We start from the raw sequence: 12,783 nt of genomic DNA, 5'->3' as shown, positions 1-12,783 counted from the left end.
GGAGTAGGTCATGTCATTTCTCAAAAAGCTCTTTGGGGGCGGGGAAGCCAAGTCTGAGGGGCCAAAGGGCGATGCCGTGCTCGGCGAGGAGAGCCTACAAGGACTTCACCATCAAGGCGATCGAGATGCGGGCTGGTAGTGAATATCAGTTGGCCGGCACCATCGAAAAAGAAGTGGGCGGTGAGATCAAGAGCCTACCGGTTCGTGCGGGCTGACCGGATGGGCAGCAAGGATGATCTGATCGCGCTGGCGATCAGCAAGGGTCGGCAGATCATCGACGAACAGGGCACCGGCATCTTCAACTAACCGGTTCAATAGAGCAAAAGCTGGAACTGCGTGGGCGCCCGCCAAGCGGCGAGCGGCTCGCGACCGGCTGAATTGGAGTGAGTATCATGGCAAGAAAACCAACAGCACGCAGCGAATTCGTGATGTTCGATGTGGTTTATGAAGATGGCAGCCAGCGGTCCAACCGCAAGGTGGATGCCAGCCTGTTGGGGGGGCTGGACGGCGACGAGCCGGCACGGACCGCCATTGTTGAGCAGGATCTTGTAATCTCGGAAAAATCCGGCGTCCCGCCATTGGCGATCAAGTCAATCAAACGCTCCGGCAAGTAGCGGCGACTGCGACGGTCGGGGGTCGTGACGATTTTTGGTGCTAATTGAGGCCGGACTAGTGCCTGATTGAAGGTTTCGATCAGGACCATTCAAACGACTGGCGTCTTCAAGAACCTTGTTCAGAACCAGGAAAACAAAAAGCCCCGGCGGAAAACCGGGGCCTAGTGGCGTTGCTACAATTGTTGTGTAATCCCGCCGAATAAATTTTCTTACTGTGCAGCTGGGGCGGTTGCGTCCCCAGCAGGGGCCGTAGCGGGCGCTGTTGCGTCAGCAGCGGGTGCTGTGTCAGTTGCTGCTCCGGCTGCGGGTGCTGCATCAGTTGCAGGGGCAGCTGGTGCCTCAGTCATTGGGGCTGGCGCTGTGTCAGCAGGGGCAGCAGGCGTAGCAGGTGCTTCAACTGCGGGGGCGCCATTCACATCGACTGACGTGCTCGTCCCGGAATTGGCCGAGAAAATCAGATAGCCAATGGCCAAGAGGGCTAGAACGACGACGATACCGACAAACCATGCGGTACCATTGCTTTCACGCGTGTAGACTGCGCGGTTGGTGTCATTGGAGTAAAGGTTGTCACGATCGGGGGTTGCCATGGATAGGCTCCTTTGTTTCACCGTACGGCAAGAGCAACGCCGGTGTTAATGAATCGTTCCCGAAAACGTGTTCGGTTAATTTTTGGTGTTTAATCTATATATTTCAATTGGTTGAGAACGTATTCCGAGGATTCCGAAACTTTTTCGAAATAAATTATGCGGCCAATCGACGTCTCAATTCGTTGATGCTGCATTTTTGCAACGAAAAGACCGGGCGCGACGCCCGGCCTTTTCAGTTTGGTCAACCAGTTCTAGCGGGCCGAGGCGACCGGGGTGACCAGCGGTGTGATCCGTCGGATGGTGACGCGACGGTTGGCGCGTTCAGCCATTTCGGTACGGATTTTCAGATAGCGTTCGCCATAACCCTGGGTGGCCAGGTTTTCGGGCGGTATCTGATAGAAGTCGGTCAGAACGCGGGCCACGGTGGCGGCGCGCAAGTCCGACAGCTGCAAGTTGGAAATCTCCGAGCCCACCGCGTCGGTATGGCCTTCGATGAGGAAGGTCTCGGCCGGGTTGGCGCGCAGCAACTGGGTCATCGCAGCGGCCACCTTGCTCAAGGCACCGACCTGGTCGCGACTGATCGAGGCAGCGCCCGTATCGAAGGTGAGACCCCCGACTTCGAGCTTGCGCACGCTGTCGCGAACGCGGGCGGAGCGTTTGACCTCATCGATTGAATATAGACGCGCGACCTGCTCGACAGGGGGCTGGCGGAAGAAGGTTGCAACCTGCTCCTCATCGACATTGCGGGCATCAATAACATATTGATCGACCGGAATATTGAGGCGCAGCGGGGGCAGGTCCTGACCGGGGTCACGCCATTCGAGCAAGTCTTCATCATAGCGGTCATCAAAATAGGCCAAGACATATTCGCGCCCGTCCGGATCAATCTTGGAGCGGCGCAGGACGTCGCCATTCCGATTGCGCACGGTTACGATCTGCCAGCCGTCGGCCCGCACAATGGTTTCGCGCACGCGTCCGTTGCCCAGGCGATCATAGTAGATTTCGTCCTGACCGTCGGCATCGAGGAAGCGATCGGTATCCTGTCCTCGATTTTCAACGATCAGTTGGCTACCCACCTGCAAGATGACCTGGGTGAGCGTGTTGCCGAAGCTGGCTTCGACATTGTTTTGCTGAACAGCCGTCGTGTTGGTCGAATTGTCGATGGTGTTGTTGGTGACGTTGTTGGTCGTATTGTTGGTCGTGGTGACATTGGTCTGGTTGATCACCGTAACGTTTTGCGGCATCTCCTGAGGGGCCAGTTGCTGGACCTCTATGCGCTCGCCCTGTTCCTCGTTTACTGGCTGAATTTCAGCGGCGTCAGGCGCGAAGTTTGCCTGGGAAGCCTTGTCATCGGCCGGTGGTGGCTCGGCAGGCGCTTCGGGCGCTGCATCAGCTGCGGGCCGGTTGGCATCCGCAGGGGCGGCCTGTTCATCCTTGGCACTGTCGAGGACCGGGGCGACCTGATCCTGAGTTACGCCTTCAGGCAGGGCTTCGATGGTTTCTGTGGGTTCTGCAGGGGCCTCAACAGGTGCTGCTGCTGGCGTTTCAGCGGGTGCTGCCGGTTGCTCAACTGCGCCTGCGGCTGCTGGCGGCGGGGCGGGCAGTTCCATACCATAATTGGCCAGACATGCTGCCGTGTCAGGGAAGTTTGCCTGCTGACAAAGTGCATCGATCTGTTGTTGGGCAGCTGCCATTTTGGCGTCGGCCCCGGCGCGGTCGCCACCAGCCAGAATATCGGCAATGGCGTCATTATAGATATCGATCTGGGCCTGCAAATCGGCTGAGATATCTACCGTGGCTTCAGCCGGTGCTGGTTGCTCAGCGGCAGGGGCTTGCTGTTCGGCAGGCGCGGCCTCGGCTGGTTGATCGGCGGGCGCGGCTTGTACTGCTGGGGTTTCTGTTTCAGCAGGTGCAGCTTGCTCCGCAGGGGCTGGTTGTTCCGCCGGGGCTGGTTCAGCGGCGGGAGCCTGGTTCGGTTGGAGCTGCCTGTTCTGCGGCGGGTGCCGCCTCAGCGGGTGCCGATGGTTCGGGAACAGCTTCAGGCGCGGCTTCAGGCTCTGGCGTCACTTCTGGCTGCGGCTCAGGTTCTGGCGCGACCTCAGGTTGCGGTTCGGGCTCTGGAGCGACCTCGGGTTGCGGCTCAGGCTCTGGCGCCACTTCTGGCTGCTGCTCGGGTTCTGGTGCGGCTTCAGGCGCTGGCGCTGGTTCAGCGGCGGGAGCCGGTTCGGCGGCGGGAGCGGTCAGGGCGGCAATACATTCGTCAACGCTGGCGTATCCAGCCACAATGCATTGCTCGTTAAAAGCGTTCTGGGCAGTCTCCAGGGCGGCTGCGTCGCCGCTGTTCTGGGCGGTTACAAAAGCCTGATAGGCGGCAACAAGGCCGCTGTCCTGCGCGCTGGCGGTGAGCGGGGATAAGGTCAGTAACCCAAGACTGGTGCCGGTAAGCAGCCAATTTCGTAAGCGCATGTTGGTTTTCCTTTGGTCAAGCGTCGAGTTGAGCCAGCATCGCGATGGCAAGGTGAACGGGATATGAATGGAAGCGCACATTCCAAATTCGAGGCGACTTCCTGATAAGGTTAGCAACTCCAAGGCCCTGGGAAAGTTCCGAACTGGGCCAAGCGCCGGACCCCGTTGCTGATCGTGGCATCATTGCGGCACAATGGCTGGCGCGCGCAAAAGGGAAGTGGCAGGGTGGCGCGGTTTTGCAGTGGTAAGGGATTCTGCGTAATGGACTGGGGGACGATCATTGGCCTGTGGCCATTTGTTCTGGGGTTGATGGTCACCGGCGTGGTTTCGGGGGTTGCCGCAGGATTGCTGGGCGTCGGCGGCGGGGCGGTCATTGTGCCGGCCCTGGCAACGGCGCTCGCCTGGCTGGGCTATGACACCGATGTGGTCATGCATGTTGCTGTTGGTACATCGCTCGCCATTATCATTCCCACCGGATTGATGAGTGCGCGCTCCCATTATCGTCGTGGCGCACTGGATCTGGAAACACTCAAACTCTGGGTGCCCTTCATTGTGGCGGGCACCTTGCTGGGCGGACTGATGGCCGGGTTGTTTTCGGGCAATGTGTTGCGCATTGTCTTTGCTGTGATGGCATTTGTGATCGCCATCAACATCGTTTTTTCCTTTCAGACCAAGCTGATGGGTCATTTGCACGGCTCAAAGACGACGCACCGGATCTCGGCGTTTGTGGTTGGCTATATTTCAGCACTGATGGGGATTGGAGGCGGGTCGCTAAGTGTGCCGACGCAGGTAGCGTTCGGGGCACCAATTCATCGTGCGGTTGGTACGTCGGCAGCGCTGGGCGTGGCCATTGCGGTTTCCGGCACGATTGGTTTTATCATTTCGGGATGGGCTGTTGCGGATACGCCACCCTTCAGCATCGGCTACGTCAATCTGATCGCACTGGTGCTGGTGGGCGTTCTGGCCGCCACTTTTGCGCCGGTGGGGGCGACGCTGGCGCACCGGCTGGAGCAAAAAACGCTCAAATATGTGTTTGCAGGGTTTTTGGTGCTGGTGGGGCTAAACATGCTGTGGAAGGTCATGGCAGGTTAGGGGTCGGTGGAGACGGTTGACTACGACGGCCGTCCCCACCTTCCCAGCCCCTCGGCGAAGAGGGGAACAGTCTATTTTGTTTGGGACAGATCCCACTTAACTGAAACATCGGCGGAGAAAGTTAGTTCCCCGGCCTGAACGGGAACGTCGGCGCGCGGTGCCGCCTCGGCCATGGCCTTGACCATATAGGGCTGGGGCTGCGCGTAATTTTGCGCTTCCTCGATGGTGACGATGTCTCCCAATGTGCCGTTGGCGGCTTCGGCATAAAGTTCGGCGTTGCCCAGGGCGTCGGCAAACGCCTGCTTGCGGGCTTGCTTGTAGAGATCGGCCGGATCGGCAACGGCAAAATTTACGCCATTGATGGTATTGGCGCCGACAGTGACCGCACGGTCGAGCACGCCGCCCAGTGTATCAAGTGCCCGCACGCGAACGGTAACCGAGTTGGAGACCTGATAGCCGCTGATCTTGGGCGGCTGGGTATAACCCGAAGGGGTGCGCTGGTCGGAATAGACATAATTGGGGCTGACCGAAAAGCCTGACGTCTGAATGTCGCGGGCTTCGATACCGGCGTCCTTGAGGGTGGCGATAAGCTCGGCCATGGCGGCAGTGTTTTCGTCCAGTGCTTCGCGCGCGGTCGTGCCCTGGGTGGTGACCCCCGAGGTCACATAGGCCGTATCAGGCGCGGCGCTAACTTCACCATGGCCATTGATCGCAATGGTGCCGGCAAAGGCAGGGGCAGCCAGACCCGCCATGATCGCAAGCGGGGCGAGCGAGAGAAATGTTCGCATCATTTGGACTCCAGAATATATTGGTGGCACGTCTCGCCACTGAATACGTCAGTAATTGGGCGCAGATGAACCGGCGTTGAACGACATGTGGAAAATGAAGTTAGCCAAAGGTCGTGGTCCAATTCGCATTTGCAAGGCTTGCATGGCGATATGGTGACGGGTTAGCAAGGCGCTAACATTTTACAGGGGACGGGATATGAACATAGCGGCCTTGCCTGACAATGGCGTGTTGATCGGGCGCGCGCGCGCGCCGGGTTTTGCCTATCCGCGGGTCGTGAGCGTGCGTTCGGGGCAGTTGGTGGACATTACCGCTGCGGGCGCTGCGACGGTGCGCGATATCGCCGAGGGTGAAACGCCAACCGAATATGTGCGCAAGGCTGCGGGGACCGTCTTGGGCGATATCAACGAGATCATGGCCAACAGCTGGGCAGAACAACGTGACGAGAACCAGCCCAGCCTGTTGTCACCGATCGATTTGCAGGCGATCAAGGCGTCCGGCGTGACCTTTGTCGTGTCGCTGCTTGAGCGGGTGATCGAGGAGCAGGCGCGGGGCGACAAGGCGCGCGCCGATGCGTTGCGAACAGAAATTCTCGGTCTGATCGGCACCGATCTGTCGGAACTGGTGCCGGGTTCTGAAACGGCGATGCAGGTCAAGGCCGCGCTGATCGAGCGCGGTGTGTGGAGCCAATATCTCGAAGTGGGCATCGGGCCGGACGCCGAGATTTTTACCAAGGGCCAGCCAATGAGTTCGGTCGGGTTTGGCGCCGATGTCGGCCTGCACCCGGTTTCGAGCCTGGAATAATCCAGAACCCGAGGTTGCCCTGCTGATCACCAGCGCTGGCAATATCATCGGCGCGACGCTGGGCAATGACGTGAACCTGCGCGATGTCGAAGGACGCTCGGCGCTGCTGCTGGGCAAGGCCAAGGACAACAATGCTTCGGGCTCGTTGGGACCGTTCATTCGCCTATTCGATGATGCATTTACGCTTGAAACAGTTTCAGCGGCAGAGATCGCACTAAATGTGTCGGGGGAAGATGGATTTGAGCTGGTTGGGAATTCCTCAATGAGCCAGATTTCGCGTACCCCGGCGTCGCTGGTGGCGGCGACCATCGGGCGGCATCATCAATATCCTGATGGATTGGTGCTTTATCTGGGCACGATGTTTGCACCGGTTCAGGACCGTGGCGGGGCAGGCAAGGGCTTCACCCATAAAATAAATGATGTGGTGTCGATCTCGACACCAACGCTGGGCACCCTATCTAACAGGGTGAGGCTATCCACTGAATGCCCGCCCTGGACCTATGGCGCCAGCCATTTGATGCGCGATCTGTCGCGTGCCGAACTACTTTGAAATTTCTGAATTGACCCAAAGGCTTTGATCATGACCGAACTGCACAAGAACCTCATCAATGGCGAATGGGTGGGATCTCGATGGTGCCGAAAATATCAATCCATCCAACATAGCCGACATTGTCGGTGTTTATGCTCGCGGCACGGCCGAGGACACCAAGCAGGCGATTGCCGCCGCCAAGGCCGCGTTTCCGGCATGGTCGCGTTCGGGCATTCTGGAGCGCCATGCCATCCTTCGCAAAACGGCGGACGAAATTCTGGCGCGCAAGCAGGAACTGGGTGAATTGCTCAGCCGTGAGGAAGGCAAGACCCTGCCTGAAGGCATTGGCGAGGTAACGCGCGCCGGTCAGATTTTTGATTTTTATGCTGGTGAAACCCTGCGGCTCGCCGGTGAATTGATGCCAAGTGTGCGTCCCGGCATTGGCATTGAAATTACCCGCGAAGCTGTTGGCGTTGTCGGGATCATCACGCCGTGGAACTTCCCCATCGCCATTCCGGTCTGGAAAATCGCGCCGGCGCTGGCCTATGGCAATACTGTTGTGGTCAAGCCAGCTGATCTGGTGCCGGGCTGTACCTGGGCGATTGTTGATATTTTGAAGCGCGCCGGGCTGCCGAACGGTGTTTTGAACCTAGTCATGGGCCGTGGTTCGGTCGTTGGACAGGCAATGCTGGACAGCAAGGACGTCAATGCCATCTCGTTCACCGGATCGGTGGGCACCGGCAAGCGCGTTGCAGCCGCCTCAATTGAGCATAATCGCAAGTTCCAGTTGGAAATGGGCGGCAAAAATCCGGTTGTTGTGCTGGACGATGCCGATCTCAAAATTGCGGTCGAAACCGTGGCGCAATCGGCGTTCTTTTCAACCGGCCAACGGTGCACCGCCTCTTCGCGGGTGATCGTCACCGAAGGCATTCACGACAAGTTTGTGTCGGCGCTGACCGACCGCGCCAAGGGCCTCAAGGTTGGCGATGCCTTGGCCAAGGGCACCGATATCGGGCCGGTGGTCGATGCGAGCCAGCTCAAGCAGGACACCGACTATATCGAAATTGGCAAGAGCGAAGGCGCCAAACTGGTTGTCGGTGGCGAGCGCGTCAAATGTGACACCGAGGGCTTTTATTTGCAGCCAACGCTGTTTACCGAAGCCAACAATCAGATGCGCATTTCGCGCGAAGAAATTTTCGGTCCGGTGGCGTCGGTTATCCGGGTCAAGGACTATGACGAAGCGCTGGCGGTTTCCAACGACACCGATTTCGGTCTGTCGGCTGGTATTGTGACCACCTCGCTGAAATATGCGACCGATTTCAAGCGCAATGCTGAAGCGGGCATGGTAATGGTCAATCTGCCAACGGCGGGGGTTGATTTCCACGTGCCCTTCGGTGGGCGCAAGAACTCGTCCTATGGCTCGCGCGAGCAGGGCAAATATGCCGCCGAGTTCTTCACTGTGGTCAAAACCGCCTATACGTCGGCAGGCTAGGCCCGCCTTTCGGTTTGCAAGGTTTGGGTGCCCCGGATTGCCGGGGCACCTTTTGTTTGGCGATTATTTTGAATCGGCCTGATCGATGGCCCAGCTGACGCCGAACGGGTCTTTGACCTGGCCATAAATATCGCCCCAAAACTGCTTTTCCAGCTTCATCGAGACGGTACATCCGGCGGCCACGGCGCGATCCCACCATTTTTGGGCGTCATCGACCTGAATATGCAGATTAAAGGCCTGCGGTTGGGTAACGACACTGCCAAATTCGGGGAAGAAATCGCAGAGGAAAATCGGTGCGCCATTGATCTCGATTGTGGCGTGCATGATGCGCGTCTTGTCATCGGCGAGCATGACATCGCGTTCGACGGCATCAAATGCCTTTTTGTAAAAGTCGATGGCGTCGCGGGCGCCATTGATGCTGAGGTAGGGCGTAATGCCCGAAATTGCTGCGGGGTCGGCCATATTGAGATCCCTCCAACTGTCGTGTCCGCGCGCCGGGGATCGGCGGTGGGACGACTGCGCAAAAATATGCGCCATGTGGGTGGGAGCCTACAAGTGCGCGCTGATTGACACGGAGCGATCAAAAAAACCTATCGGGGACCGAACAAAACGCACTGTCCTATTTTTCAGGGATGGTTAGGTTGCGCCAACGAGATGCGCGACTGGAAGGATATGGCCGATGCCCAAACCCAATATTTTGCTGATTACCACTGATCAACAACATTTTGAAGCGCTGGGCGTGCACGATCCCAAACTCAAGACGCCGAATCTGGACCGCTTGTGTCGCGAGGGATCGCGGTTTGACCGGGCCTATTGCCCGTCCCCTGTGTGCACGCCTTCGCGCGCCAGCATCATTACCGGGCAATATCCTTCCCATCATGGTGCCTGGACCATCGGGGTCAAATTGCCCGAGGATGTGCCCACAGTCGGTGCAGCACTGATTGAAGCGGGCTATTCAACGGCCCTGATCGGCAAGGCGCATTTCCAGCCGCTGGCCTCGACCGCGGAATCCCCTTCCATTGAAGCGCAGCCGACATTGCGGGATCTCGATTTCTGGCGCGGGTTCAACCAGACCTGGTACGGGTTCGAGCATGTGGAGTTGGCGCGCAATCATGCCGATGAAAGCCATGTCGGCCAACATTATGCCATTTGGCTTGAAGAGCATGGCTTGACCGACTGGAAGGAATATTTCCAGCCCTTGCCGGGCGACAGTGCTTCCAAGGCCCCGAAAAGAGCGGACAGATACGGCTATTGCCGCGACGAGCGATCCTGGCAGTTGCCGCAGGAATTGCATTATACCTACTGGACCGGCGAGCGGTCGCTGGCCTATCTCGATCAGCAGGCCGATAGCGGCAAACCCTTCTTTCTGTGGTCGAGTTTTCATGATCCGCACCCCCTATACGGTCAGCGAACCGTGGGCTTCGATGTATGATCCAGGCGATATGAGCGTTGGGGCCGTGGTACCGGGCGAGCATGAGCGCAATCCGCCCCATTTCGGCAAGACACAGGAAGAAGATCCCGATTTTGGTGATTGGCACAAACCCCATGCAGCCCACGGGTGCTCCAGCCATCTCTATCCCGAAGCGGAACTGAAGAAGGACAAGACCACCTATTACGGCATGATCAGCTTTATTGATCAGGAGGTGGGCAAACTGCTCGACAAGCTCGATGCCCTTGGTATCACCGAAAATACGCTGGTGATCTTTACCACCGACCATGGTCATTTTCTCGGCCAGCACGGGCTGATTGCCAAGGGTCCGTTCCATTATGAGGATATGTTGCGCATTCCCTTCCTCGTGCGGCAACCCGGAACGGTGCCTGCCGGACGGGTATCGGACGCGCTGGTGTCGCTGGTGGACCTCGCGCCGACGATGCTGGATGCGGCGGGCCTCAAGGTGCCGGGCGAAATGCAGGGCGTGTCACAAATGGCTTATTGGGCGGGCGGGACGGAACCGGTGCGCGATTTTGTCATTTGTGAAAACCGCCACAATCCTGAAATGCCGCATGTGCAGACCTATGTCGATCAGCGCTACAAGATCAGCGTCTATCGGCATGGTGAATTTGGCGAACTGTTTGATCTTGAAACTGATCCGCGCGAGATCAGAAATCTTTGGGATGATCCCGCCAGTGCCGCGCTCAAGCAGGACATGCTGCTTGCCATGGTTCAGGGGGTGATGCGATCCGAGCCAACCAGAATGCCCCGGATCGCAGGTGCGTAACGCCTAACGATGGGCGGTGGTTCGGTCCATGGTGTGGACTGAACTGTCGAGCCGCCATTCGAGCAATCGCTGACGCAGCGCCGCAATCTGGGGCGCGGCGGCGGGATCGTTCCAGCGGTTGTTTTCTTCGAGCGGGTCGGTTTCGAGGTCGAAATACTGGCCCTGATCGGAGCCGAGGTAGAGGACCGCTTTTTCGGTTTCGGTGCGCACCATGGTGATCAGGCGAGTATCTTCCATGGTGACGTCGCCTGCCTGTTCGCAGAATACCGCGTCGCGGCCAGACCAGTCGTTTCCCTTAAGTGCGGGGACCAGACTTTGGGCCTCGAAATCGGCGGGCGGGGTGACGCCAGCCAGTTCAAGAATGGTGGGGCCGAAATCGAATAACTGGCACATTTGTTTGAGGCGCCGACCGCCGACAAACTTGCCGGGGGCCCAGACGATGGCAGGCACGCGGGTGACCATGTCGTACATCGACCATTTTTGCGACAGGCCGTGTTCGCCAAGATTGTCGCCATGGTCGGACATGAAAATGACGATGGAATTGTCGATGTAGCCTTTGGATTCAATGGTTTCGAGCAGACGTCCGAGTTGCTTGTCGATCAGGGTGACATTGCCGTCATAATGGGCGCGGAGGCGCCGCAATTGCTCGGTTGTGGGATTGAGCGACCATGAGATGGCGTCGTGATCGACCGCCACGTCATGGGTGCGTTTGTCCTTGAGCATCGGCGGCAAGCCATCGAGATCGGCCGGACTGACGAGGGGGACCGGCAGATCGTCCCTGGCGAGATAAGCGTCGGCATATGCCTTTGGTGGGTCATAGGGGGTGCGGGCCGGGAAAGCCAATTTGCATGAACAGGGCTTCGGGCATGGGGCGGGTTTCAAGCCACCATGCGGCGGTTTCGGCAACAAACACATCGGCATGCTGGTGTTCGGCCAGCGGCCATTCAAAGGCGCCAAGGCGTTCGCTGTAATCGGGCAGGGTGCGGTACATGGCGCGCGAGGGTTTGGTTACGCCCTGATGCTGGAGCGATTTGTCCCATTCGTCGGCAAACCAGCGGCCTTCAAAGAAGCGATCCTTGTTTTCAACCACGAACCTTTCGCTAAAACCTGCTTTGGCGTCATAGGGGATGGTGTGCATCTTGCCGACATTGACGCAATGATAGCCGGCATTGGCGAGCAGTTCGACCCAGGTTTTTTCCCAGTTCTGACCGTTGCGCAGCACGCCGGTGGTATGAGGGAAATAGCCCGAGAACAGACTGGCGCGGCTGGGCACGCAGGAGGGCGCGTTGATAAAGCAATTGTGGAACGAAACCCCTTCATTGACGAGGCGATCCAGATTTGGCGTGTCCATGTGGGACGCCCCAAGCGCGTTGATGGTGTCAAAGCGCTGCTGGTCGGTAATGACCAGAAAAATATGAGGGCGCTTGGCTGGTTCGTCGGTCATTATGCGTGATCCTGACTGATGTTGGATTTTGTGCGAGACAGGAGTGTTTCCATGGCCGTGCGGGCCGCTTCCGGGTCTGCCGCCTCTATAGCTTTGAGAATATTGTGGTGGAGCGGCACGGAGGGGGCAGGCGCGCCGGAGTGGCGCAAAGATATGGTGATGAAGGCGGCAAGGCCTGCTTCGATCATCGCCCCGAATGCCATCATGAACTCATTGCCCGAGGCTGCCAATATCGCCTTGTGAAAGCGCAGGTCGGGGTCGACAAAGCGGGTGCGATCATGGGTGGCGGCTTCCATTTCGGCAAAGGCAGCCGCGATCACGGCAATGGCTGCCTTGTCCTGATGTTGGGCGGCGGCGGCGGCGGCGGCGGGCTCGATGGCCTGACGCAGGGCCAATAGGTCGGTGGCGAAACTGTGTTCGGGGCCAATTTCAAGGCGCAAGGCCAGTAGGTCTCGATCCAGCATTTGCCAATCGGCCCGCGGGCGAACGCTGGTACCCGCCTTTTTGCGTGACTGAATAAGACCCTTGGCCGAAAGCGACTTTAGCGCTTCGCGCACTGATGTGCGGCTGGCCGAGAACTTGGTGGCCAGTTCGATTTCGCCCGGCAATATTGATTCTGGCGGATATTCGCCGCGCAGAATGGCGGAAGCTAGTTGACGCGCTATGACGGCAGCGCCGGTTTCAGCAGGGGCGACGTCGCGGTTCATGGCGCGAAACATCAAACAATGTCCTTTCGATATTATGTTGGAC

At 58.4% G+C, this 12,783-nt stretch carries 12 protein-coding genes and 3 pseudogenes; 7 read left to right on the top strand and 8 right to left on the bottom strand.

Features of this window, described 5'->3' with window-relative positions; genetic code table 11:
• The first annotated feature begins 10 nt into the window (after positions 1–10).
• Both PSQ19_RS19355 and PSQ19_RS08185 read left to right on the top strand, forming a co-directional pair.
• A pseudogene (locus PSQ19_RS19355) lies at positions 11–306 on the top strand (HlyU family transcriptional regulator).
• An 86-nt stretch (positions 307–392) separates the two neighbouring features.
• Positions 393–614, top strand: a complete 222-nt coding sequence (locus PSQ19_RS08185) for a hypothetical protein (RefSeq protein ID WP_282220372.1) — start codon at positions 393–395, stop codon at positions 612–614.
• Between the two features lie 209 nt (positions 615–823).
• Here the strand turns inward: PSQ19_RS08185 and PSQ19_RS08180 are convergent, their stop codons facing one another.
• From PSQ19_RS08180 to PSQ19_RS08170, 3 genes are all read right to left on the bottom strand, one after another.
• Positions 824–1,201, bottom strand: a complete 378-nt coding sequence (locus tag PSQ19_RS08180) for a hypothetical protein (RefSeq protein WP_282220371.1) — start codon at positions 1,199–1,201, stop codon at positions 824–826.
• 251 nt (positions 1,202–1,452) lie between these two features.
• Entirely contained in the window at positions 1,453–2,976 is a 1,524-nt protein-coding gene (locus PSQ19_RS08175) for an OmpA family protein (RefSeq protein WP_282220370.1), read from the bottom strand.
• Positions 2,977–3,154: 178 nt separating this feature from the next.
• Positions 3,155–3,667 (bottom strand): hypothetical protein, encoded by a 513-nt coding sequence (locus PSQ19_RS08170; protein WP_282220369.1) that lies wholly within the window; start codon positions 3,665–3,667, stop codon positions 3,155–3,157.
• A gap of 261 nt (positions 3,668–3,928) precedes the next feature.
• Between PSQ19_RS08170 and PSQ19_RS08165 the strand changes: the two genes are divergently transcribed.
• On the top strand, positions 3,929–4,759 hold the full coding sequence (locus PSQ19_RS08165) for a sulfite exporter TauE/SafE family protein (RefSeq protein WP_282220368.1): 831 nt from the start codon (positions 3,929–3,931) through the stop codon (positions 4,757–4,759).
• Positions 4,760–4,830: 71 nt separating this feature from the next.
• Here the strand turns inward: PSQ19_RS08165 and PSQ19_RS08160 are convergent, their stop codons facing one another.
• Entirely contained in the window at positions 4,831–5,550 is a 720-nt protein-coding gene (locus PSQ19_RS08160; protein ID WP_282220367.1) for an SIMPL domain-containing protein, read from the bottom strand.
• Between the two features lie 193 nt (positions 5,551–5,743).
• Here PSQ19_RS08160 and PSQ19_RS08155 point away from each other — a divergent pair.
• Both PSQ19_RS08155 and PSQ19_RS08150 read left to right on the top strand, forming a co-directional pair.
• Positions 5,744–6,899, top strand: a pseudogene (locus PSQ19_RS08155) (fumarylacetoacetate hydrolase family protein).
• A gap of 30 nt (positions 6,900–6,929) precedes the next feature.
• Positions 6,930–8,370, top strand: a pseudogene (locus tag PSQ19_RS08150) (aldehyde dehydrogenase family protein).
• A 63-nt stretch (positions 8,371–8,433) separates the two neighbouring features.
• On the opposite strand, the gene PSQ19_RS08145 reads toward PSQ19_RS08150, so the two are convergent.
• The gene (locus tag PSQ19_RS08145) at positions 8,434–8,832 is read right to left on the bottom strand and encodes a VOC family protein (protein WP_282220366.1); all 399 of its coding nucleotides are present in this window, start codon (positions 8,830–8,832) and stop codon (positions 8,434–8,436) included.
• Positions 8,833–9,049: 217 nt separating this feature from the next.
• Here PSQ19_RS08145 and PSQ19_RS08140 point away from each other — a divergent pair, with 217 nt between their 5' ends.
• Together PSQ19_RS08140 and PSQ19_RS08135 are read left to right on the top strand one after the other, a co-directional pair.
• Positions 9,050–9,802, top strand: coding sequence for a sulfatase-like hydrolase/transferase (locus PSQ19_RS08140; protein ID WP_282220365.1), 753 nt, complete (start codon positions 9,050–9,052; stop codon positions 9,800–9,802).
• Positions 9,753–10,589 (top strand): sulfatase/phosphatase domain-containing protein, encoded by an 837-nt coding sequence (locus tag PSQ19_RS08135; protein ID WP_282220364.1) that lies wholly within the window; start codon positions 9,753–9,755, stop codon positions 10,587–10,589. Before PSQ19_RS08140 ends, PSQ19_RS08135 begins: the two co-directional genes overlap by 50 nt.
• Before the next feature lie 3 nt (positions 10,590–10,592).
• On the opposite strand, the gene PSQ19_RS08130 is transcribed toward PSQ19_RS08135, so the two are convergent.
• From PSQ19_RS08130 to PSQ19_RS08120, 3 genes are read right to left on the bottom strand one after another with little or no spacing between them, the layout of a single operon-like run.
• Entirely contained in the window at positions 10,593–11,432 is an 840-nt protein-coding gene (locus PSQ19_RS08130) for a sulfatase family protein (protein ID WP_282220363.1), read from the bottom strand.
• Positions 11,404–12,033 (bottom strand): sulfatase-like hydrolase/transferase, encoded by a 630-nt coding sequence (locus PSQ19_RS08125; RefSeq protein ID WP_282220362.1) that lies wholly within the window; start codon positions 12,031–12,033, stop codon positions 11,404–11,406. The genes PSQ19_RS08130 and PSQ19_RS08125 overlap by 29 nt, the downstream gene beginning before the upstream one ends.
• Complete coding sequence (locus PSQ19_RS08120) at positions 12,033–12,752, bottom strand: FadR/GntR family transcriptional regulator (RefSeq protein ID WP_282220361.1); 720 nt, start codon at positions 12,750–12,752, stop codon at positions 12,033–12,035. Before PSQ19_RS08120 ends, PSQ19_RS08125 begins: the two co-directional genes overlap by 1 nt.
• Between the last annotated feature and the right edge of the window lie 31 nt (positions 12,753–12,783).

The sequence above is a fragment of the Devosia algicola genome (assembly GCF_028816455.1).
Taxonomy (GTDB): Bacteria; Pseudomonadota; Alphaproteobacteria; order Rhizobiales; family Devosiaceae; genus Devosia; species Devosia algicola.
This window is presented reverse-complemented; position numbering and strand designations above follow the sequence as displayed.

Coding starts and splice junctions, on each gene's coding strand:
- PSQ19_RS08185 (WP_282220372.1), top strand. CDS start 393: ATGGCAAGAAAACCAACAGCACGCAGCGAATTCGTGATGTTCGATGTG.
- PSQ19_RS08180 (WP_282220371.1), bottom strand. CDS start 1,201: ATGGCAACCCCCGATCGTGACAACCTTTACTCCAATGACACCAACCGC.
- PSQ19_RS08170 (WP_282220369.1), bottom strand. CDS start 3,667: ATGCGCTTACGAAATTGGCTGCTTACCGGCACCAGTCTTGGGTTACTG.
- PSQ19_RS08165 (WP_282220368.1), top strand. CDS start 3,929: ATGGACTGGGGGACGATCATTGGCCTGTGGCCATTTGTTCTGGGGTTG.
- PSQ19_RS08160 (WP_282220367.1), bottom strand. CDS start 5,550: ATGATGCGAACATTTCTCTCGCTCGCCCCGCTTGCGATCATGGCGGGT.
- PSQ19_RS08145 (WP_282220366.1), bottom strand. CDS start 8,832: ATGGCCGACCCCGCAGCAATTTCGGGCATTACGCCCTACCTCAGCATC.
- PSQ19_RS08140 (WP_282220365.1), top strand. CDS start 9,050: ATGCCCAAACCCAATATTTTGCTGATTACCACTGATCAACAACATTTT.
- PSQ19_RS08135 (WP_282220364.1), top strand. CDS start 9,753: ATGATCCGCACCCCCTATACGGTCAGCGAACCGTGGGCTTCGATGTAT.
- PSQ19_RS08125 (WP_282220362.1), bottom strand. CDS start 12,033: ATGACCGACGAACCAGCCAAGCGCCCTCATATTTTTCTGGTCATTACC.
- PSQ19_RS08120 (WP_282220361.1), bottom strand. CDS start 12,752: ATGTTTCGCGCCATGAACCGCGACGTCGCCCCTGCTGAAACCGGCGCT.